This window comes from Achromobacter sp. Marseille-Q4962 (assembly GCF_943737005.1).
In the GTDB taxonomy this organism is placed as follows: domain Bacteria; phylum Pseudomonadota; class Gammaproteobacteria; order Burkholderiales; family Burkholderiaceae_B; genus Achromobacter.
In genome coordinates this window covers 87,647-108,499 of record NZ_CALSFU010000009.1, presented here as the reverse complement: position 1 = coordinate 108,499, position 20,853 = coordinate 87,647, and the positions used below count along the sequence as shown (strand labels likewise).

Below are 20,853 nucleotides of genomic sequence, written 5' to 3'. Positions count from 1 at the left end.
TGCGGCAGCCGAAACTGCCGCGAAACGCCAGAACGATAATAGATTATGCTGAATCGACGCGGCCCGCGCCCGGATTTCGATGCCTCATGCCCCGCGCACCGGTCTAGCATGAGGGCCGAAAAGGAGACAAGCATCATGCGCGATCATCGCCACACCGACGCGGGTTCCGCCGCCCCGCAGGATACCGATCCCGCCGAAACCGCCGAATGGCGAGACGCCTTGCAGGCGCTGGCGCAGCACGGGGGTCCGGAGCGCGCCGCCTACGTGCTGGACAGCCTGCTGGGCCATGCCGCGGCGCTGGGCCTGCGCGCGGGCGGGCAGGTCCGCACGCCCTATCTCAACACCATTCCCGCCGACCAGGAGCCGCCCTTTCCGGGCAATCTCGCGGTCGAGGAGCGCATCGCCAGCATCAACCGCTGGAACGCGCTGGCGATGGTGGTGCGCGCCAACCAGGCGCACGGCGAGCTGGGCGGGCACATCGCCAGCTATGCCTCGGCCGCCGACCTGTTCGAAGTCGGGTTCAACCATTTCTTCCGCGCCGGCACGCCCAGCAACCCCGGCGACCTGGTCTACATGCAGCCGCACTCCGCGCCCGGGGTGTACGCCCGCGCCTACCTGGAAGGCTTTCTCGGCGAAGACGACCTGGCGCATTTCCGCCAGGAGATCACCGCGTCCGCCCGCGGCCTGCGCGGCCTGTCTTCCTATCCCCACCCCTGGCTGATGCCGGACTTCTGGCAGTTTCCCACCGGCTCCATGGGTATCGGCCCCATCAATGCCATCTACCAGGCGCGCTTCATGCGCTATCTGGAACACCGCTCGCTCCTTCCCGCCGGCGACCGCAAGGTGTGGGGCATTTTCGGCGACGGCGAAATGGACGAACCCGAATCCATCGCCGCCCTCACGCTGGCCGCCCGCGAGAAGCTGGACAACCTGGTCTTCGTCGTGAACTGCAACCTGCAGCGCCTGGACGGCCCGGTGCGCGGCAACGGCCGCATCATCGACGAGCTGGAAACCCTGTATGCCGGCGCGGGCTGGAACGTCATCAAGCTCGTCTGGGGCAGCGACTGGGACGCGCTGCTGCGGCGCGACGCCACGGGCGCGCTGGCGCGCGCCTTCGCGGGCACGGTGGACGGCCAGTTCCAGACCTTCGCGGCCAACGACGGCGCCTTCAACCGCACCCACTTCTTCAACCAGAACCCCGAGCTGGCCGCGCTCGTGGCCGACTGGACCGACGAGGCCATCGACCGCCTGCACCGGGGCGGCCACGACATGGTGAAGATCCACGCCGCGTATCACCGCGCGGTGCGCCACCGCGGCCAGCCCACCGTGATACTGGCCCAGACCAAGAAGGGCTTCGGCATGGGCGCGGCGGGCCAGGGCAAGATGACCACGCACCAGCAGAAGAAGCTGGACGGCGAGGCCCTGCTCGCCTTCCGCGACCGCTTCGCCCTGCCGATCCCCGACGAGGACTGCCTGGCCCTGAAGTTCTACCGCCCCGCCGAAGACAGCGCCGAGCTGCGCCATCTGCGCAGCCGGCGCGCGGCGCTGGGCGGCCACATTCCGCGCCGCAGCGGCCAGTCGCCCCGCCTGGCCCCGCCGCCGGTGGAACAATGGGCGCGCTTCGCGCTGGCGGCCGCGGGCAAGGAAATGTCGTCCACCATGGCCCTGGTGCGCATGCTGACCGCGCTGCTCAAGGACCCCGCACTGGGCCCCCGCATCGTGCCCATCGTGGCCGACGAGGCCCGCACCTTCGGCATGGCCAACCTGTTCCGGCAGATCGGCATCTATTCCGCGCAGGGCCAGCTCTACGAGCCGGAAGACATCGGCTCGGTGCTCTATTACCGCGAGGCGCGCGACGGCCAGATCCTCGAGGAAGGCATTACGGAAGCCGGGGCCATCTCTTCGTGGACGGCGGCGGGCACCAGCTACTCGGTGCATGGACTGCCCATGCTGCCCTTCTATATCTATTACTCGATGTTCGGCTTCCAGCGCATCGGCGACCTGATCTGGGCGGCGGCCGACCAGCGCACGCGGGGCTTTCTCATCGGCGCGACCTCGGGGCGCACCACGCTGGGCGGCGAGGGCCTGCAGCACCAGGACGGCTCCAGCCATCTCATGGCCGCGGCCATACCCAACTGCCGCGCCTACGATCCGGCCTATGCCTATGAAGCGGCCATCATCATCGAGCACGGCATGCGCCGCATGCTCGACGAACAGCGCGACGAATTCTTTTACCTCACCGTCACCAACGAAAACCTGGCCCAGCCCGACCTGCCGGATGATGATGCCGTGCGCGCCGGCATCCTGCGCGGCATGTACCGGCTGCGGCCGGCGCGGGGCCAGGCGCGGGTGCGGCTGCTGGGCGCCGGCCCCATGCTGCGCGAGGCCGAACTGGCGGCGCGGCGGCTGGGCGACGAATACGGCGTGGAGGCCGAAGTCTGGAGCGTGACCAGCTTTTCGGAACTGGCGCGCGACGGCCGCGAAGCCGACCGCGCCCGGCTGCTGGGCCTGGACAGCCGCCAGGCCTGGGTTTCGGCCTGCCTGGGCGGCAGCGCCGCGCCGGTGATCGCCGCCAGCGATTACGTGCGCGCCGTGGCCGAGCAGATCCGCGCCTGGGTTCCCGCGCCCTACCGCAGCCTGGGCACCGACGGCTTCGGCCGCAGCGACACCCGGGCGCGGCTGCGCGACTTCTTCGAAGTCGGCGCCGACTGGATCGTGCTGCAGGCGCTCGACAGCCTGGGCCTGCGGGGGCCGGCCGACGCCCTGCGGCGGGAATTGGCGGCCGCTTCGCGGCGCACGCCGCCCTGGGAGGCCTGAGCGCCCCGCCAGCGCAAAAACGTCCATGGCCTGACCGGAATCCCCGCTTTCGTTGCGGCGCAGCAACCATACCGCGCCGCTTTCTGTTGAAATACGGGGGTTCCCCTAGCGTTTCCGGGCAAATACGGCGGGCTGCGGCCCGCTTTCTCGTTTCAAGCTGTTTTACCAAAGCCGCAAGGCTGAAATTCCATGGACGAAACCCTCACCAAACTGGCGCTGGACTACCACGCCTATCCCACCCCCGGCAAGATTTCGGTCACGCCGACCAAGACGCTCGCCAACCAGGACGACCTGTCGCTGGCCTACTCTCCCGGCGTGGCCGCCGCCTGCATGGCCATCTTCGACCAGGGCGACGACGCCGCCTCCAAGTACACCTCGCGCGGCAACCTGGTGGGCGTGATCACCAACGGCACCGCCGTGCTGGGCCTGGGCAACATCGGCCCGCTGGCGGCCAAGCCCGTCATGGAAGGCAAGGGTTGCCTGTTCAAGAAGTTCGCCGGCATCGACGTGTTCGACATCGAACTGGCCGAGAACGACCCGGACAAGCTGGTGGACATCATCGCGGCGCTGGAACCCACCCTGGGCGGCGTCAATCTCGAGGACATCAAGGCGCCCGAGTGCTTCTACATCGAGAAGAAGCTGCGCGAGCGCATGAAGATCCCCGTCTTCCACGACGATCAGCACGGCACGGCCATCATCTCGTCGGCCGCCATCCTCAACGGCCTGAAGGTCGTGGGCAAGGACATCGGCCAGGTCAAGCTGGCGTGCTCGGGCGCGGGCGCCGCGGCCATCGCGTGCCTGGACCTGCTGGTGCACCTGGGCATCAAGCGCGAGAACATCTACGTGGTGGATTCGCGCGGCGTGATCTGGGAAGGCCGCGAAGAGAACATGGAGGCCAACAAGAAACGCTACGCGCAAAAGACCGACGCGCGCACGCTGGCCGACGTCGTCAACGGCGCCGACGTGTTCCTGGGCTGCTCCACCGCCGGCGTGCTCACGGCCGAGATGGTCAAGACCATGGCCGACAAGCCGCTGATCCTGGCGCTGGCCAACCCCGAACCCGAGATCCGCCCCGAGGTGGCCAAGGCCGCCCGCCCCGACTGCATCATCGCCACCGGCCGTTCGGACTACCCGAATCAGGTCAACAACGTGCTGTGCTTCCCCTTCATCTTCCGCGGCGCCATGGACGCCGGCGCCTCGCGCATCACGGAAGAAATGAAGCTCGCGTGCGTGAAGGCCATCGCCGAACTGGCCCAGGCCGAGCAGAACGACGAAGTGGCCCGCGCCTACGCCGGGCAGGAGCTGTCGTTCGGCCCCGACTACATCATCCCCAAGCCCTTCGATCCGCGCCTCATCGTCCAGATCGCCCCGGCCGTGGCCCAGGCTGCCGCCGACTCCGGCGTGGCCGCCCGCCCCATCGAGGACATCGAGGCCTACCGCCAGAAGCTGATGGGCTTCGTCTACCACTCCGGCCAGCTGATGCGCCCGCTGTTCGCCCAGGCCAAGAAGGCGCCCAAGCGCGTCATCTACGCCGACGGCGAAGACGAACGCGTGCTGCGCGCGGTGCAGGTCGTCGTCGACGAAAAACTGGCCCAGCCCATCCTGATCGGCCGCCCCTCGGTCATCGAGATGCGCATCAAGAAGTTCGGCCTGCGCCTGACGCCCGGCGTGAGCATCGAAATCGTCGATCCCGAAGACGACAGCCGCTTCAACGAAACCTGGAACGCGTACTACCAGATGCGCGGCCGCGAGGGCGTGACGCCTGCCATCGCCAAGGCGATGATCCGCAAGCACAACACCCTGATCGGCGCCATGCTGCTGCGCCGCGGCGACGCGGACGCCCTGCTGTGCGGCGTGGCCAGCAAGTACGACAACCAGCTCAAGTACGTGGACGAGATCATCGGCAAGAAACCCGGCCAGACCTACGCCGCGCTCAACGTGCTGATGCTGCCCGACCAGACGCTTTTCGTGACCGACACCCACGTGAACGAAAACCCCACGGCCGAGGAAATCGCCAACATCACCATCCAGGCCGCCGACGAAATGGTGCGCTTCGGCGTGGTGCCCAAGGTGGCGCTGCTGTCGCACTCCAACTTCGGCAGCCGCGTGACCGAGTCCTCGCGCAAGATGGCCCAGGCCCGCCGCCTGGTGGCCGAACGCGCGCCCGAGCTCGAAGTCGACGGCGAAATGCACGCCGACGCCGCCCTGTCGGAGAAGATCCGCGTGCTGGCCTACCCCGACAGCACGCTGAAGGGCCCGGCCAACCTGCTGGTCATGCCCAACCTCGACACGGGCAACATCACGTACAACATGCTCAAGATGACGGGCAGCAACGGCATCGCCATGGGCCCCATCCTGCTGGGCGCGGCCCGTCCGGTGCACATCCTGACCACCAGCGCCACGGTGCGCCGCATCGTCAACATGACGGCGCTGGCCGTGGTGGATGCGCAGCAGGAAGCCGCGGACGCCGCCCGGCAGCGCCGCTGACCCCTGGCGCCCCGGCCCGCCGGGGCGCCGCCGACGCGCGAGGGCGCCCTGCGGGGCGCCCTTTGCTTTTCCTTTCTTCTGGCGCGCCTATCCGACTGCGCGTCATGCGGCAATGGTAAAAACGGGCTTGTTTCCCCTTACCGGAGTCGACATGCTGCAAGACGCCCTGCTTGCCTGGTTTCACTACCTGGCCATTTTCGTGCTCGTGGTCATCATGGCGGCCGAGGCCGTGCTGCTGCGCCCGGGCCTGTCGCCCGATACGGTGCGGCGGCTCGCGCTCTACGACCGCCTGTACCTGGCATCCGCCCTGGCCGTGCTGGCCACCGGCGTGCTGCGCCTGACGCTGGGCGCCAAGGGCGCCGCCTTCTACATAGGCAACCCGTGGTTCCATGCCAAGATCGCGCTCTTCGTCATCATCGGGCTCTGTTCGATCCCGCCGACGCTGGCCTTCCTGCGCTGGTCGAAGCAGCCGCGGGGCTACGTCCCGCCCGAGGCCGAGATCCGGCGCGCCCGCCGCTGGGTGATGATCGAATCGCACCTGTTCATCCTGCTGCCGCTGTTCGCGGCGCTCATGGCGCGCGGCATCGGCCTGTAGCAGCGCCGGCGTCCGCCGTCAGGGACAGCGCGCCGGCTCCCGCGGCGGCGCGCCGTCCACCTCGATGACGGCATAGCGCACCACGCCGGCGCGGTCGTTCGGCAGTACGTCCAGCACCTCGCCGTCGCTCCGCTGCACCGCCGACATACCGTCGGGCAGGTCCTGGCCGTCGTCGCGGCGCGCCGTCATCCCGTAGTCCGGGCTGAACACCCACGCGCCGGGCAGGCGCCGGTTCAGCGGATACGCGGTGGATTGGACCAGCGTGCCCGCGGGATAGCGGTACGGCCCCAGTCGCAGCGGGCAGGCCAGCGAACCGCGCGCCACGCCCAGCAGGCGGCGTTCCTCGTCCAGCAACAGCCCGGGACGGCCCAGCAGCAGCCCGGACACGGCCACCGGCTCGCTGGACTCGACGCTCACGTACCAGCGCAAGGGCTCGACGTGCCCATTGGTATATTTCTCGCCATCGCGCGCCTGCGCTTCGGCGCCCGCGGGCAGGTCCACGCCGCCCGCGCGGTTGCCCGCCGCCAGCGAGCAGGACGCGAACTCGATGCGCGCCCCTTCGTCCTCCACGCGGAATTCCACTTTGCGCGTCGTGTCGCACAGCCATCCCGCCACCGTCTGGGCGCCCTCTCCCCAGACCTGCACGGTGCGCGGATAACTACGCGTTTCCTTGTAGGTGCGCCGGTCGTAGTCGGTGTACAGGTAGCGCACGATGCGCCTGGCCCGCATGCCGAAGGCCGGCGTCGGCGCATCGAAAACGGCCTCGGTGTAGCGCTCGGGCTGGCCTTCCTTCTCCAGCACCAGGCGCGTTCCGGCGGGCATGGGCACACCGCCGAGCGTTTGCGGCTGCTGCAGCGTCACGCGCCGCGCCGCCTCCTGCCTGGCCTGCTCGCGGTCGAACAGCCAGAGCATCACCCGGAACGCAACGTGAAACGCCGACACCGCGGCCAGCGCCAGCAGCGCCGCGCCATGCAGCCACGGACGGCGCGCGAAGCGCCGCCGCGCCCCGCCGCTGACGGCCAGCACGGCCAGCCATCCCAGCAGCGCCACGCCGGCGAGTTCCGAAACGAGCAGCAGGGCAAGGAATTCCGTCGAGGGCAGCGCAAGTGGGATCATGGCCGCGATGATACGTGAACCGGCTGGCCTGTCCGCGGCGCGCGCAACGCCGCACCGCAGCCGCCGCGAAGAACGGCAAAGAAAAACCCGCCACGCGGGCGGGTTTGTCGGGCAAGCGTCAGGCGATCAACGCTTGTCCATCGGGGGCACGTCGCGGGTGACGTGGCCGGTGAAGAGCTGGCGCGGACGGCCGATCTTGTAGTCGGGGTCGGACAGCATTTCGTTCCATTGCGCGATCCAGCCCACAGTGCGGGCCAGCGCGAAGATGGCCGTGAACAGCGAGGTCGGGATGCCGATGGCGCGCTGCACGATGCCCGAGTAGAAGTCCACGTTCGGGTACAGCTTGCGCTGGACGAAGTAGTCGTCTTCCAGGGCGATGCGCTCGAGCTCCATGGCCAGCTTGAAGAGCGGATCCTTTTCCAGGCCCAGGGAAGCCAGGACTTCCTTGCAGGTTTCCTGCATGAGCTTGGCGCGCGGATCGTAGTTCTTGTAGACGCGGTGGCCGAAGCCCATCAGGCGCACGCCCGAGCTCTTGTCCTTGACCTTCTCCATGAACTCGCCGACCTTGGCCACGCCGCCGTTGGCCTGCAGGTCTTCGAGCATCTGCAGGCAAGCTTCGTTGGCGCCGCCGTGGGCCGGGCCCCACAGGCACGCCACGCCGGCCGAAATGGCGGCGAACGGGTTGGTGCCCGACGAGCCGCACAGGCGGACCGTGGAGGTGGAGGCGTTCTGCTCGTGGTCGGCGTGCAGGATGAAGATGCGGTCCAGCGCGCGCTCGACCACTTCGTTCACCTTGTACTCTTCGCACGGCGTGGCGAACATCATGCGCAGGAAGTTGCCCGTGTAGGACAGGTTGTTCTGCGGATAGATGAAGGGCTGGCCCTGCGAGTACTTGTACGCCATCGCCACCAGCGTCGGCATCTTGGCGATCAGGCGGATCGCCGAGATGTGGCGGTGCTGCGGATTGGTGATGTCGGTGGAGTCGTGGTAGAAGGCCGACAGCGCGCCCACCAGGCCGGTCAGCACGGCCATCGGGTGCGCGTCGCGGCGGAAGCCGCGCAGGAAGAAATGCAGCTGCTCGTTCACCATCGTGTGATGGGTGACTTGCGAATCGAAGTCGGCCTTCTGCTCGGCGTTGGGCAGCTCGCCGTTCAGGATCAGGTAGCAGATGTCCATGAAGTCGCAGTTCACGGCCAGCTGCTCGATCGGGTAGCCGCGGTACAGCAGCTCGCCCTTGTCGCCGTCGATGTAGGTGATGGCCGATTCGCACGAGGCGGTGGACATGAAGCCGGGGTCAAACGTGAACATGCCCGTCTGGCCGTACAGCTTGCGGATGTCGATCACGTCGGGACCGACCGTACCCTTGTAGACAGGAAACTCAATAGGAGCGCTGCCATCCGAGAAGGATAGAGTGGCTTTTTTGTCAGACAGGTTCATCGCTATTTCCTTTCGATTGAATCAGAGCTCGCGCATCCGGCCCAGAATGCTCCGAATCCGAGGCGTGTCCAGCACGCCTTCGGGTTCCTTGCGAGCCAGCAGCAGGTCGAGCAGATCGTTGTCTCCAAGCTCGAAGAGCTGCGTCAATGCGCTCACATCCTCGTCGGTAAGCTGGGTTTCGTAGGCGTCCAGATACCGGGTGATGATGAGGTCATTTTCGAGCAGGCCGCGGCGCGCTCGCCAACGCAAACGCGCCCGTTCCAGTTCAGTGAGCCTGCTCATGGTCGCACCTTGTGAATACCATTAAGACTAGACAGTCCGTCGAACCATCAGTTCCTTGATCTTGCCGATCGCCTTGGTCGGGTTCAGGCCCTTGGGACAGACGTCGACGCAATTCATGATCGTGTGGCAGCGGAACAGGCGGTACGGGTCTTCCAGGTTGTCCAGACGGCTGCCCGTGGCTTCGTCGCGGCTGTCGGCGATGAAGCGGTAGGCCTGCAGCAGGCCGGCGGGGCCCACGAACTTGTCCGGATTCCACCAGAAGGACGGGCAGGAAGTGGAACAGCACGCGCACAGGATGCACTCGTACAGGCCGTCGAGTTCTTCGCGCGCCTCGGGCGACTGCAGGCGCTCGCGTTCGGGCGGCGGCGTGTCGTTGATGAGGTACGGGCGAACCGAGTGGTACTGGTTGAAGAAGTGCGTCATGTCCACGATGAGGTCGCGGATCACGGGCAGGCCGGGCAGCGGCTTCAGGACGATGGGTTCCTTAAGCTCGCGCAAGTTGGTGATGCATGCCAGGCCGTTCTTGCCGTTGATGTTCATGGCGTCCGAACCGCACACGCCTTCGCGGCACGAGCGGCGCAGCGACAGGCTGTCGTCCACCGTGTTCTTGATGCGCACCAGCGCATCGAGCAGCATCTTGTCGGTGGGCTGGAGTTCGACCTCCAGCTTCTGCATGTAAGGACGCTCGTCCTTGTCCGGGTCGTAGCGGTAGATTTCGAACTTGACGATTCTCTTGGTGCTCATAATTTGCTCTTTCCGGACTTAGAAAGTACGCGCCTTGGGCGGGAAGGACTCGACCGTCAGAGGCTGCATCTGCACGGGCTTGTACTCGAGGCGGCTGCCTTCGGAGTACCACAGCGTGTGCTTCAGCCAGTTCTCGTCGTCGCGGTTCGGGTGGTCGTTCAGGGCGTGCGCGCCGCGGCTTTCGGTGCGGTTGGCGGCCGACTTGATGGTGGCGCGCGCCACTTCGGTCATGTTGGCCAGCTCCAGCGCCTCGACGCGCGCGGTGTTGAACACCTTGGACTTGTCCTTGAAGTAGATGTGGTCGGCCTGCTTGGCCAGGTCTTCGATCTGCTCCACGCCTTCGTTCAGCAATTCCAGCGTGCGGAACACGCCGCAGTGGCGCTGCATGGAAACGCGGATGGCGTTGCCGATATCCTGCGCCTTCTCGCCGGACGTGCGCGATTCCAGCTTGTTGACGCGGTCCAGCGAATATTCCACGGCCTGCTGCGGCACCGGCTGGTGCGCGTGCTGGCGCTCGGGGTGCGAGTTGACGATGTGGTTGCCGGTGGCGCGGCCGAACACGATGAGGTCCAGCAGCGAGTTGGTGCCCAGGCGGTTGGCGCCGTGCACCGACACAGCGGCGCACTCGCCCACCGCGTACAGGCCGTTGACGATCTTGTTCTCGCCGTTGACGCGCGTGAGGACCTGGCCGTGATAGTTGGCCGGGATGCCGCCCATCTGGTAGTGGATGGTCGGAACGACGGGAATCGGCTCCTTGATCGGGTCCACGTTGCCGAACTTGATGGCGATTTCGCGGATCGAGGGCAGGCGCTTGTTGATGACGTCGGCGCCGAGGTGGTCGAGCTTGAGCACCACGTAGCTGCCGTCGGGACCGCAGCCGCGGCCTTCCTTGATTTCCTGGTCCATCGAGCGGGACACGAAGTCGCGCGGGGCCAGGTCCTTCAGCGTGGGCGCGTAACGCTCCATGAAGCGTTCGCCATCCTTGTTGAGCAGAATGCCGCCTTCGCCGCGCACGCCTTCGGTGATCAGCACGCCGGCGCCGGCCACGCCGGTCGGGTGGAATTGCCAGAATTCCATGTCCTGCAGCGGGATGCCCGCACGGGCGGCCATGCCCAGGCCGTCGCCGGTGTTGATGAAGGCGTTGGTGGACGCGGCCCAGATGCGGCCGGCGCCGCCCGTGGCCAGCACGGTGCTCTTGGCTTCCAGGATGTAGATTTCGCCGGTTTCCATTTCGAGGGCGGTCACGCCCAGGACGTCGCCGGCCTCGTTGCGCAGCAGGTCCAGCGCCATCCATTCGACGAAGAACTGGGTGCGCGCGGCGACGTTGCGCTGGTAGAGGGTGTGCAGCAGCGCGTGGCCGGTGCGGTCGGCGGCGGCACAGGCGCGCTGGACGGGCTTCTCGCCGAAGTTGGCGGTGTGGCCGCCGAACGGGCGCTGGTAGATGGTGCCGTCGGGGTTGCGGTCGAACGGCATGCCGAAGTGCTCGAGCTCGTACACGGCGTTGGGCGCTTCGCGGCACATGAACTCGATGGCGTCCTGGTCGCCCAGCCAGTCCGAACCCTTGACGGTGTCGTACATGTGCCAGTACCAGTTGTCTTCGCTCATGTTGCCCAGCGAGGCGCTCACGCCGCCCTGCGCCGCCACGGTGTGCGAGCGGGTGGGGAATACCTTGGACAGCACGGCGACCGACAGGCCGGCCTGGGAAAGCTGCAGGGAACAACGCATGCCGGCTCCGCCGGCGCCGACGACCACCACATCAAACTGGCGGCGCGGCAGGGATTTCATGACAGAGACCACGGCTTAAATGCTCCAGAGGATTTGCGCGAAGTAGATGAACGAACCGACCAGCCAGAGGATCGTCAGCACTTGCAGCAGCAGGCGCACGCCCACCGGCTTGACGTAGTCCATCCAGATGTCGCGCACGCCGATCCAGGCGTGCCATCCGAGCGCGATGAATGCGAGGGAGGCCAGCAGCTGGCCCACCGGAAGAACGCCCACATAGAACGTGAACAGCGCGGTCCAGTTTTCGTACGTGAAGGCGGGCATCGCCAGGATGCCGATGAGCAGGACCAGCGTGTAGACCGCCATGATGACGGCGGTGATGCGCTGGACGATGAAATCCATGACGCCGTAATGGGCGCCGACGACCAGACGCTTGGGTCCGTAGTTCTTGGTGGCGGCCATTTACAGCACTCCGAACAGTTTGAGGGCGAACACCACGGTCAGCGCCAGGCTGACCCCGAAAACCACGCCGGCGCTCTTCTTGGCCGACTGCTTGTCCAGGCCGACGTGCAGGTCGAGGACGAGATAGCGGATGCCGGCACAGAAGTGGTGCAGGTAGCCCCAGATCAGCACCAGCAGGACCAGTTTCACGATCGGGTTGCCCGCGTATGCGGCCACGGCGGCGAACGTCTGCGGCGAGGCCACGCTGGCCGCGAAGAGCGGCAGGATGACCAAGGGCAGACAGACGAAGAGCAAGGCGCCGCTGACGCGGTGCAGGATGGACAGCTTGCCCGGCAGGGGCAGGCGATAGCTGGCAATTTGCGCAAGACCAATATTGCGAAACTGCGGACGTGGCTTGGCAGCGGTGTCGGACATGACGGCCTCAGGTTTCTTACTAGGGAATCGTGACGGCGAAAATGCCGTGCCCCTTTCGGGCAAACGCATTATTTTCGCCCAGAGATCGGGTTGGTATCAAATCGTAGGCAAAACACTCATCAATTCAGACTATTGCGGTAGTGGTATCGATCAGTCAAGTAAAGACCGCGCCGGATTTCCATGGGGCGGTCACCATAGGTGTAGGACACGCGATCCACCTGCAGCAACGGGGTTCCGGGCTCGACATTCAGCAGCGCCGCGATCTCGGCCGGCGCGGCCACGGCGCGGAGCTTTTCGTCGGCGCGCACCATGCTCACGCCGAACTCCGACTCGAAAAGCCCGTACATGGGAGCGCGGTTGGCCGACAGCAGCTCCAGCGTGAGGCCGCGAAAGGCCGCGCCCGGCAGCCAGATGTCGTCCACCACGGTGGGGACCTGGTTCATACAGAGCAGGCGGCGGATCATGATGACGGTTTCGCCGGCGCGCAGGTCGAGCCCGCGGGAGATCTCGGCCGGCGCGCGCAGGCGGCGGCATTCGAGGATGCGGCTCTCGGCGCGGCCGGCTTCGGCGCGGCCGGCTTCGGTTTCGTCGTCGGCGGCCAGGCGCAGGAAGCGGTAGCGCACCCGCGCCTCGTGATGGGTGGCGACGAAGGTGCCCTTGCCCTGGCGGCGCAGCAGCAGGTGTTCGGCGGCGAGCTCGTCCACCGCCTTGCGCACCGTGCCCTGGCTGACCTGGAAGCGCGCGGCGAGGTCGATCTCGCTGGGAATGAGTTCGCCAGGCTTCCATTCGCCGCGATCAAGGCTCTGCACCAGCAGATCCTTGATCTGGCGGTACAGCGGACTGAAAGCGGCCCCCTCGCCCGAAGGTCGGGCGGCGCGTGCGCGTGCGGAGGGTTGGTCGGCCATGGGTTTTCTTGGAGTCTTCATGTTCATGCGAATGGCGGAGGCGTCGCGCGGGGCGGCTGTTCCGCCGCGCGACCGGAGGAAGGCCCGGAAGGGCCGCCCCGGGGCGGCAGCCTTTGGCAGGACACCCGAAGACGGCATGCGCTGCGGCGCATTCGAACAAACGCACTATTGTGGCATACCGCGAGCCGGCCTGTCCAACGTCTTATGTCTTATATAAGATATAAGAGAAATTGACGCATACGTAAATTCGATCTAGGATTCCAGGCTGCCCAGCCCTCCTGCCTTGCGCTCCGGCGCGGCAGGTTCCGGCCGTCAACGGATTACACTGATTGTCGAGATTTTTTCTCGCCAAACCATTCTGGAGAACGTCCATGTCCAAGCCCGCCATGCGTGTCGCCGTCACCGGCGCCGCCGGCCAAATCGGTTACGCCCTGCTGTTCCGCATCGCCTCCGGCGAAATGCTCGGCAAAGATCAGCCCGTCATCCTCCAACTGCTGGAAATCCCCGACGAAAAGGCGCAAAAGGCCCTGAAGGGCGTCATCATGGAACTCGATGACTGCGCCTTCCCGCTGCTGCAGGAAGTCACCGCCCACAGCGATCCGCGCACCGCGTTCAAGGATGCCGACGTGGCCCTGCTGGTCGGCGCCCGTCCGCGCGGCCCCGGCATGGAGCGCAAGGACCTGCTGTCGGTCAACGCCCAGATCTTCACCGCCCAGGGCAAGGCCCTGAACGAAGTCGCCAGCCGCAACGTCAAGGTGCTGGTGGTCGGCAACCCGGCCAACACCAACGCCTACATCGCCATGAAGTCGGCGCCGGACCTGCCCGCCAAGAACTTCACCGCCATGCTGCGCCTGGACCACAACCGCGCCCTGTCGCAACTGGCCGCCAAGTCCGGCAAGGCCGTGGCCGACATCGAGAAGCTGGTCGTGTGGGGCAACCACTCGCCCACCATGTACCCCGACTACCGCTTCGCCACCGTGGGCGGCGAGAGCCTGGCCAAGATCATCAACGACGACGCCTGGAACCGCGACGTCTTCATCCCCACCGTGGGCAAGCGCGGCGCCGCCATCATCGAGGCGCGCGGCCTGTCCTCGGCCGCCTCGGCCGCCAACGCCGCCATCGATCACGTCCGTGACTGGGTCCTGGGCAGCAACGGCAAGTGGGTCACCATGGGCGTGCCGTCCGACGGCTCCTACGGCATCCCCGAAGGCATCATCTACGGCGTGCCGGTCATCACCGAAAACGGCGAATACAAGCGCGTCGAAGGGCTGGAAATCGACGCCTTCTCGCGCGAGCGCCTGGACTTCACGCTGAAAGAGCTCCTCGAAGAGCGCGACGGCGTCAAGGACCTGCTGAAGTAATCGGCGTCCCGCTTCCGGAATTGGGCCCGCTCCTGCGGGCCCAATTCCCAGGCGGGCGCGGAACATACACCTGTCCCTTTGCCCGGCCGCGCCGGCGCGATTGTCGCGTAGGGGACAGATTTATTTTCCGCCGCCGCGGTATGGTTCCGCGAGGCGTCCGTGCCGGCCGCGGCCCACGGACGCCGGCGCGCCACCGACCAGACCGGGCGCAACCCGGCCCCTCACGGAGACTCCTCATGTCCAGACCCGAATCGCCCGGCGCCCTTTTCCGCAAGGCGCTCAAGGAAGAAACCCCGCTGCAGATCATCGGCGCCATCAACGCCAACCACGCCCTGCTGGCCAAGCGGGCGGGCTACCGCGCCATCTATCTTTCGGGCGGCGGCGTGGCGGCCGGCTCGCTGGGCCTGCCCGACCTGGGCATCAACACGCTGGACGACGTGCTGACCGACGTGCGGCGCATCACCGACGTGTGCGACGTGCCGCTGCTGGTGGACATCGATACGGGTTTCGGCCCCTCGGCGTTCAACATCGCGCGCACCGTCAAGAGCCTCATCAAGTTCGGCGCCGCCGCCTGCCACATCGAAGACCAGGTCGGCGCCAAGCGCTGCGGCCACCGCCCGGGCAAGGAAATCGTCAGCACCGAGGAAATGGTCGACCGCGTCAAGGCGGCCGCCGACGCGCGCACCGACAGCGACTTCTATCTTATCGCCCGCACCGACGCCATCGCCTCGCACGGCGTGGACGCGGCCATCGAGCGGGCGCTGGCCTGCGTGGAAGCCGGCGCCGACGCCATTTTCGCCGAGGCCGCCTACGACCTTCCCACCTACGACCGCTTCGTCAAGGCGGTCAAGGTGCCGGTGCTGGCCAACATCACCGAGTTCGGCAAGACCCCGCTCTTCTCGGTGGACGAGCTGCGCAGCGTGGGCGTGGGCATGGTGCTCTACCCCCTGTCGGCCTTCCGCGCCATGAACAAGGCCGCCGAGGCCGTCTACACGGCCATCCGCCGCGACGGCCACCAGAAGAACGTGGTCGACATGATGCAGACGCGCGACGAGCTGTACGATCGCATCGGCTACCACGAATTCGAATCCAAGCTGGACGCGCTCTTCCAGAAGGGCAAGGCCTGATTCCGCACGTCCTCCCGGCGGGCGGCCCGCTGCGCGCGGCGCCCGCCGTCCACTGATTCTTCGACCATCGCGTAAGGAAAGGAGTAGAGACATGAGCACGGCTCCCAAGAAAGAAGCCAAGACGGAAGCCAAGCCGGAGGAGAAGGCCGGCTTCAAGCCCAAGAAATCGGTTGCGCTGTCCGGCGTGGTGGCCGGCAACACGGCGCTGTGCACGGTGGGCCGCAGCGGCAACGACCTGCACTACCGCGGCTACGACATCCTGGACATCGCCGACACCTGCGAATTCGAGGAAATCGCGCACCTGCTGGTGCACGGCAAGCTGCCCAACAAGGCCGAGCTGAAGGCCTACAAGGAAAAGCTGCGCAGCCTGCGCGGCCTGCCCGCCCAGCTCCAGTCCGCCCTCGAGGCCCTGCCCGCCGCCAGCCACCCCATGGACGTGATGCGCACGGCCGTGTCGGTGCTGGGCTGCGTGCTGCCCGAGAAAGACGACCACAACATCCCGGGCGCGCGCGACATCGCCGACCGCCTGATGGCCAGCCTGGGCTCCGCCCTGCTCTACTGGTACCACTACAGCCACAACGGCCGCATCATCGACGTGCAGACCGACGACGACAGCATCGGCGGCCATTTCCTGCACCTGCTGCACGGCCAGAAGCCCAGCGAAGAGTGGGTCCGCGCGATGCACATCTCGCTGAACCTCTACGCCGAGCATGAGTTCAACGCGTCCACCTTCACCAGCCGCGTCATCGCGGGCACCGGCTCGGACATGTACTCGGCCGTCACCGGCGCCATCGGCGCGCTGCGCGGCCCCAAGCACGGCGGCGCCAACGAGGTGGCGTTCGAGGTCCAGAAGCGCTATGACACGCCGGACGAGGCCGAGGCCGACATCCGCCGCCGCGTCGAGGCCAAGGAAGTCATCATCGGATTCGGCCACCCCGTCTACACGGTATCGGATCCGCGCAACAAGGTCATCAAGGAAGTCGCCCGCAAGCTTTCCAAGAAGGCCGGCAGCACCAAGATGTTCGACATCGCCGAGCGCCTGGAAACCGTGATGTGGGAAATCAAGAAGATGTTCCCCAACCTGGACTGGTTCTCCGCCGTGAGCTACCACATGATGGGCGTGCCGACCGCGATGTTCACGCCCCTCTTCGTGATCGCCCGCACGGCCGGCTGGTCGGCCCACATCATCGAGCAGCGCATCGACAACAAGATCATCCGTCCGACCGCCAATTATGTCGGGCCGGAAGACCAGAAGTTCGTGCCCATCGAAAAGCGGAAGTAACGGTGCAACCGGGGCCTGTCGATTCGGGAAACGCCAATCCGCGTCGGATTGGCGGGCCTCGGCCCACCTGTATCCCCTTACAGGAGAGGTTCCGACATGTCTGCCCCGATCTCCAATGCCCGCCGCGATCCCGACCAGGTGCTGGCCGATATCGCGGACTACGTCCTCAATACCGACATTCCCGGCAGTCTCGCGTATGACACGGCGCGCAACTGCCTGATCGACACCCTGGGCTGCGGCCTGGAAGCGCTCGAATACCCCGCGTGCCGCAAGCTGCTCGGCCCCATCGTGCCGGGCACGGTCGTGCCGCACGGCGCCAAGGTTCCCGGCACCCAGTTCCAGCTCGACCCCGTGCAGGCGGCCTTCAACATCGGCGCCATGATCCGCTGGCTGGATTTCAACGACACCTGGCTGGCGGCCGAGTGGGGCCATCCCTCGGACAACCTGGGCGGCATTCTCGCGACCGCCGACTGGCTCTCGCGCAACGCCGTGGCGGCGGGCAAGCCGCCGCTGACCATGCGCGACGTGCTCACGGGCATGATCCAGGCGCACGAGATCCAGGGCTGCATCGCGCTGGAGAATTCCTTCAACAAGGTGGGCCTGGACCACGTGGTGCTGGTCAAGGTGGCCTCCACGGCCGTGGTATCGCGCATGCTGGGGCTGTCGCGCGAGGAAATCATCAACGCGATCTCGCTCGCCTGGGTCGACGGCCAGAGCCTGCGCACCTACCGGCACGCGCCCAACACGGGCAGCCGCAAGAGCTGGGCGGCGGGCGACGCCACCAGCCGCGCCGTGCGGCTGGCCCTCATCGCGCGCACCGGCGAAATGGGCTACCCCACGGTGCTCACCGCCAAGACCTGGGGCTTCTACGACGTGCTCTTCAAGGGCCAGCCCTTCCGGTTCCAGCGCCCCTATGGCAGCTACGTCATGGAGAACGTGCTGTTCAAGATCTCCTACCCGGCCGAGTTCCACGCGCAGACGGCGGTGGAATGCGCCATGCAGCTGCACGGGCGGCTGCGCACGCTGGGCCGCAAACCGGAGGACATCAGCAAAATCACCATCCGCACCCACGAGGCGTGCATCCGCATCATCGACAAACAAGGCCCCCTGCACAACCCGGCCGACCGCGACCACTGCGTGCAGTACATGGTGGCCGTGCCCCTGTTGTTCGGGCGCCTCACCGCCGCCGACTATGAAGACGGCGTGGCGGCCGACCCACGCATCGACGCGCTGCGCGCGAAGATGACGTGCGTGGAAGACCCCGCCTTCACCCGCGACTACCACGACCCCGGCAAACGCTCCATCGCCAATGCGCTGACGGTGGAATTCTCCGACGGCACGGCGCTGGACGAAGTGGTGTGCGAGTACCCCATCGGCCACAAGCGCCGGCGCGCCGAGGGCATTCCGCTGCTGGAGGCCAAGTTCCGCACCAATCTCGCGCGCGTATTCCCGCCGCGCCAGCAGCAGCGCATCCTGGCCGCCTCGCTGGCCCAGGACACGCTGGAAGCCATGCCGGTGCACGAATACGTGGACCTCTACGTCATCTGAAAAGGCGCGGGGCGCGCGGGCGCCCCGCGCCCTCCTGCCCGCCGGACCCGCGGCTTACAATGCGGCTTTCCCGCCTCTGGATCGCGCCATGCTTTGGGTCAAGACTTTTCACATCGTCTTCATCGCCTCCTGGTTCGCCGGCCTGTTCTACCTGCCGCGCATCTACGTCAACCTCGCCCAGCAAACGGACACCTCGGTGCAGGCCACGCTCATCGGCATGGCGCGCCGCCTGTACCGCTTCACCACCATGCTGGCCATCGTGGCCGTCATCCTGGGCATGTGGCTCTACCTGGGCTACGGCATCGGCGTGGGGCCGGGCAACGGCTGGATGCACGCCAAGCTCTTTTTCGTGCTGCTGATCATCGGCTACCATCACGCCTGTGGCGTCATGCTGCGCAAGTTCGAACAGGGCAAGAACACCCGTTCGCACAAGTTCTATCGCTGGTTCAACGAAGTTCCCGTCTTGCTGCTCCTGGTGGTGGTGGCGCTGGTCGTCGTCAAACCCTTCTGATTCCCCCCTGCCTGTTGGCTTATCGCCAGGATCCGTATGGCCTCTGATGAACCGAACCGCCCGCGCAAGACGCTGACGGTCAAGAAAACCGCACGCGACGCCCACGCCGAGGAATCGCCCAAGCGCGCCCGCAGCGGCGCGCGGGCGCGCCTGGTTGCCCAGATCGAGCGCGACAAGGAAAAGCGCCAGCGCCTGCAGGAAGCCGCAGCGCCCGAGACTTCGCGCCCGCCCCGCCGAGAGCCGCAGGAACACCGCCGCGGCGCGCCCGCCGGTGCCGCGCGCGGCCCGGCCCGACCTGACGCGGCCCGGCCTCACGCGGCCCGACCTGACGCGGCCCGACCTGATGCGATCCGATCTGACGCGAGCCGGCCTGGCAAATCCCGGCCCGGCGCTGCGCGGCCCAACACGGCCCGGCCAGCCCATCCGCGGGACGACCTCGACTACGTCGCGCCCGCCGCCTCGGCGGGCGGCTTTCACGATCCGTTCGAAGACGACGGTCCAGCCCCCGAATTCGCCCCCGCGCCCGAGAACTGGCGCGAGGCGGAACACGTCCCCGTGGTCGAGAAGCGCAGCCGCCGCCCGCGCACGCCGCGCCCGGCCGAAACCTTCAAGGTGTTCGCGCCCTGCCCGCAGGGTCTGGAAGACGCCCTCACCGCCGAAATGCAGGCGCTGGGCTATGAAGACGCGCAGGCCGGCCGCGCCGGCTGCTCCTTCACGGCCGACTGGTCGGGCGTGCAGCGCGCCAACCTGTATTCGCGCCTGGCCACCCGCATCCTGGTCCAGGTCGCCCACGCCGAAATCAGCCACGAAGACGACATCCTCGACCTGGCCCGCGCCACGCCCTGGGAACGCTGGTTCGGCCCGGAACAGACGCTGCGGGTGGACACCTCGGCCGTCAAGAGCCCGGTGCAGAGCCTGCAGTACTGCAACCTGCGCGCCAAGGACGGCATCTGCGACCGGCTGCGCGAGGTGGAGGGCGCCCGCCCGGACATCGACACCGTGCGTCCCGACGCCCGCGTGCATCTGTTCCTGACCGGCCACACCGCCACCCTTTACCTCGACACCTCGGGCGAATCGCTGTTCAAACGCGGCTGGCGGCTCGACAAGGGCGAAGCGCCGCTGCGCGAGAACCTGGCCGCCGGCATGCTGGCGCTGGCCGGCTGGGATCCGGCCGCCCCGCTGCTGGACCCGTTCTGCGGCTCCGGCACCATTCTCATCGAGGCGGCCTGGATCGCGCTGGGCGTGCCGCCCGGCATATCGCGGCCCTTCGGCTTCGAACGGCTGCGCGGCCACGACGCCTACCGCTGGCGCGACCTGAAGAACGACGCGCGGGCCCGGATCCTGCCCCAGATCGAGCAGCCGTTGGTCGGCTACGACCTGGATCCGCGCGCGGTGGAATTCGCCCGCGCCAACGCCGAGCGCGCCTGGCTCACGGCCGACACCATCCGTTTCGAGGTGGGCGACGCCCGCGACATTCCCGCTCCCGCCGACCACGGCTGGATCGTCACCAACCCGCCCTACGGCGAGCGCATGCAGGCCGAGCAGCAGGAAGGCCTGTGGCGCGCATGGTCGAGCTGCCTGAAGCGCAACTTCGCGGGCTGGCAACTGCACGTCATCACCAGCGACATGAGCCTGCCCCAGCAGCTGCGCCTGAAGCCGCGCCGCCGCATTCCGCTGCACAACGGCGCGCTGGACTGCCGGCTGTTCGGCTTCGAGCTGGTGGCGGCCAGCTACCGCGACCGCTGATTTTCCCGCTTCGCCTCCGGCGGTTTTCCGCCCGGCCCCGCTTGTGCGCCGCAACGCGCGGCGGCGCGCTTGCTGGCGCCGTCCGGCCCGCGCTCCGTTCCATCGGCGGCGCCCCCGTCTTCGGGCCGTTGTAAAAGCGCCGCAACACAGACACACCAGACTTGCCGTGGTGCGCCGGGCGCCGAATTGGGGCATTATCAGCACCAGGATGTTGCAAAGCCGCACTGCCTGCTTGCATGGTTTAGGGTTAACCCCTATAATTCGGGTTATCCCTAGTAGCAAAACACACTGTGCAAG

17 protein-coding genes are annotated in these 20,853 nt (G+C 67.1%); 9 read left to right on the top strand and 8 right to left on the bottom strand.

The features are described from left to right. Positions 1–135 precede the first annotated feature (135 nt). From mdeB to NGJ44_RS09885, 3 genes are all read left to right on the top strand, one after another. Positions 136–2,817, top strand: coding sequence for an alpha-ketoglutarate dehydrogenase (gene mdeB, locus NGJ44_RS09895; RefSeq protein ID WP_251863813.1), 2,682 nt, complete (start codon positions 136–138; stop codon positions 2,815–2,817). Between the two features lie 189 nt (positions 2,818–3,006). Continuing rightward, complete coding sequence (locus tag NGJ44_RS09890) at positions 3,007–5,304, top strand: NADP-dependent malic enzyme (protein ID WP_251863812.1); 2,298 nt, start codon at positions 3,007–3,009, stop codon at positions 5,302–5,304. 151 nt (positions 5,305–5,455) lie between these two features. Further along, on the top strand, positions 5,456–5,899 hold the full coding sequence (locus tag NGJ44_RS09885; RefSeq protein WP_251863811.1) for a DUF2214 family protein: 444 nt from the start codon (positions 5,456–5,458) through the stop codon (positions 5,897–5,899). An 18-nt stretch (positions 5,900–5,917) separates the two neighbouring features. On the opposite strand, the gene NGJ44_RS09880 is transcribed toward NGJ44_RS09885, so the two are convergent. From NGJ44_RS09880 to NGJ44_RS09845, 8 genes are all read right to left on the bottom strand, one after another. After that, positions 5,918–7,015, bottom strand: coding sequence for a hypothetical protein (locus tag NGJ44_RS09880; RefSeq protein ID WP_251863810.1), 1,098 nt, complete (start codon positions 7,013–7,015; stop codon positions 5,918–5,920). 126 nt (positions 7,016–7,141) lie between these two features. Next, positions 7,142–8,452, bottom strand: coding sequence for a citrate synthase (locus NGJ44_RS09875; RefSeq protein WP_053244454.1), 1,311 nt, complete (start codon positions 8,450–8,452; stop codon positions 7,142–7,144). 21 nt (positions 8,453–8,473) lie between these two features. Next, positions 8,474–8,734, bottom strand: a complete 261-nt coding sequence (locus NGJ44_RS09870; protein ID WP_053244455.1) for a succinate dehydrogenase assembly factor 2 — start codon at positions 8,732–8,734, stop codon at positions 8,474–8,476. A 27-nt stretch (positions 8,735–8,761) separates the two neighbouring features. Then, positions 8,762–9,478 carry a succinate dehydrogenase iron-sulfur subunit gene (locus NGJ44_RS09865; protein ID WP_053244456.1) on the bottom strand — a complete coding sequence of 239 codons (717 nt, stop codon included), beginning with the start codon at positions 9,476–9,478 and terminating at the stop codon, positions 8,762–8,764. Positions 9,479–9,496: 18 nt separating this feature from the next. Continuing rightward, a complete protein-coding gene (gene sdhA, locus NGJ44_RS09860; protein ID WP_251863809.1) occupies positions 9,497–11,275 on the bottom strand; it encodes a succinate dehydrogenase flavoprotein subunit in 1,779 nt (592 codons plus the stop codon). A gap of 3 nt (positions 11,276–11,278) precedes the next feature. After that, positions 11,279–11,662: a succinate dehydrogenase, hydrophobic membrane anchor protein gene (sdhD, locus tag NGJ44_RS09855; protein ID WP_053244458.1), complete on the bottom strand. Its 384-nt coding sequence runs from the start codon at positions 11,660–11,662 to the stop codon at positions 11,279–11,281. Beyond that, positions 11,663–12,076 (bottom strand): succinate dehydrogenase, cytochrome b556 subunit, encoded by a 414-nt coding sequence (gene sdhC / locus NGJ44_RS09850; protein WP_053244459.1) that lies wholly within the window; start codon positions 12,074–12,076, stop codon positions 11,663–11,665. A gap of 119 nt (positions 12,077–12,195) precedes the next feature. Then, the gene (locus NGJ44_RS09845) at positions 12,196–12,981 is read right to left on the bottom strand and encodes a GntR family transcriptional regulator (RefSeq protein WP_251863808.1); all 786 of its coding nucleotides are present in this window, start codon (positions 12,979–12,981) and stop codon (positions 12,196–12,198) included. Between the two features lie 371 nt (positions 12,982–13,352). Here NGJ44_RS09845 and NGJ44_RS09840 point away from each other — a divergent pair, with 371 nt between their 5' ends. From NGJ44_RS09840 to NGJ44_RS09815, 6 genes are all read left to right on the top strand, one after another. Then, positions 13,353–14,342 carry a malate dehydrogenase gene (locus NGJ44_RS09840; protein ID WP_053244461.1) on the top strand — a complete coding sequence of 330 codons (990 nt, stop codon included), beginning with the start codon at positions 13,353–13,355 and terminating at the stop codon, positions 14,340–14,342. 236 nt (positions 14,343–14,578) lie between these two features. After that, positions 14,579–15,469: a methylisocitrate lyase gene (prpB, locus tag NGJ44_RS09835; protein WP_053244462.1), complete on the top strand. Its 891-nt coding sequence runs from the start codon at positions 14,579–14,581 to the stop codon at positions 15,467–15,469. A gap of 91 nt (positions 15,470–15,560) precedes the next feature. Further along, positions 15,561–16,751: a bifunctional 2-methylcitrate synthase/citrate synthase gene (gene prpC, locus NGJ44_RS09830; RefSeq protein WP_053244463.1), complete on the top strand. Its 1,191-nt coding sequence runs from the start codon at positions 15,561–15,563 to the stop codon at positions 16,749–16,751. A 96-nt stretch (positions 16,752–16,847) separates the two neighbouring features. Beyond that, positions 16,848–18,299, top strand: a complete 1,452-nt coding sequence (locus NGJ44_RS09825; protein ID WP_251863807.1) for a bifunctional 2-methylcitrate dehydratase/aconitate hydratase — start codon at positions 16,848–16,850, stop codon at positions 18,297–18,299. 88 nt (positions 18,300–18,387) lie between these two features. Continuing rightward, the gene (locus NGJ44_RS09820) at positions 18,388–18,810 is read left to right on the top strand and encodes a CopD family protein (protein WP_053244465.1); all 423 of its coding nucleotides are present in this window, start codon (positions 18,388–18,390) and stop codon (positions 18,808–18,810) included. Between the two features lie 36 nt (positions 18,811–18,846). Next, positions 18,847–20,556: a THUMP domain-containing class I SAM-dependent RNA methyltransferase gene (locus NGJ44_RS09815; RefSeq protein ID WP_251863806.1), complete on the top strand. Its 1,710-nt coding sequence runs from the start codon at positions 18,847–18,849 to the stop codon at positions 20,554–20,556. Positions 20,557–20,853: the final 297 nt, after the last annotated feature.

Excerpts from the sequence above, each read along its gene's own strand:
- mdeB (WP_251863813.1), top strand. The coding sequence starts at position 136 with ATGCGCGATCATCGCCACACCGACGCGGGTTCCGCCGCCCCGCAGGAT.
- NGJ44_RS09890 (WP_251863812.1), top strand. The coding sequence starts at position 3,007 with ATGGACGAAACCCTCACCAAACTGGCGCTGGACTACCACGCCTATCCC.
- NGJ44_RS09885 (WP_251863811.1), top strand. The coding sequence starts at position 5,456 with ATGCTGCAAGACGCCCTGCTTGCCTGGTTTCACTACCTGGCCATTTTC.
- NGJ44_RS09880 (WP_251863810.1), bottom strand. The coding sequence starts at position 7,015 with ATGATCCCACTTGCGCTGCCCTCGACGGAATTCCTTGCCCTGCTGCTC.
- NGJ44_RS09875 (WP_053244454.1), bottom strand. The coding sequence starts at position 8,452 with ATGAACCTGTCTGACAAAAAAGCCACTCTATCCTTCTCGGATGGCAGC.
- NGJ44_RS09870 (WP_053244455.1), bottom strand. The coding sequence starts at position 8,734 with ATGAGCAGGCTCACTGAACTGGAACGGGCGCGTTTGCGTTGGCGAGCG.
- NGJ44_RS09865 (WP_053244456.1), bottom strand. The coding sequence starts at position 9,478 with ATGAGCACCAAGAGAATCGTCAAGTTCGAAATCTACCGCTACGACCCG.
- sdhD (WP_053244458.1), bottom strand. The coding sequence starts at position 11,662 with ATGGCCGCCACCAAGAACTACGGACCCAAGCGTCTGGTCGTCGGCGCC.
- sdhC (WP_053244459.1), bottom strand. The coding sequence starts at position 12,076 with ATGTCCGACACCGCTGCCAAGCCACGTCCGCAGTTTCGCAATATTGGT.
- NGJ44_RS09845 (WP_251863808.1), bottom strand. The coding sequence starts at position 12,981 with ATGGCCGACCAACCCTCCGCACGCGCACGCGCCGCCCGACCTTCGGGC.
- NGJ44_RS09840 (WP_053244461.1), top strand. The coding sequence starts at position 13,353 with ATGTCCAAGCCCGCCATGCGTGTCGCCGTCACCGGCGCCGCCGGCCAA.
- prpB (WP_053244462.1), top strand. The coding sequence starts at position 14,579 with ATGTCCAGACCCGAATCGCCCGGCGCCCTTTTCCGCAAGGCGCTCAAG.
- prpC (WP_053244463.1), top strand. The coding sequence starts at position 15,561 with ATGAGCACGGCTCCCAAGAAAGAAGCCAAGACGGAAGCCAAGCCGGAG.
- NGJ44_RS09825 (WP_251863807.1), top strand. The coding sequence starts at position 16,848 with ATGTCTGCCCCGATCTCCAATGCCCGCCGCGATCCCGACCAGGTGCTG.
- NGJ44_RS09820 (WP_053244465.1), top strand. The coding sequence starts at position 18,388 with ATGCTTTGGGTCAAGACTTTTCACATCGTCTTCATCGCCTCCTGGTTC.
- NGJ44_RS09815 (WP_251863806.1), top strand. The coding sequence starts at position 18,847 with ATGGCCTCTGATGAACCGAACCGCCCGCGCAAGACGCTGACGGTCAAG.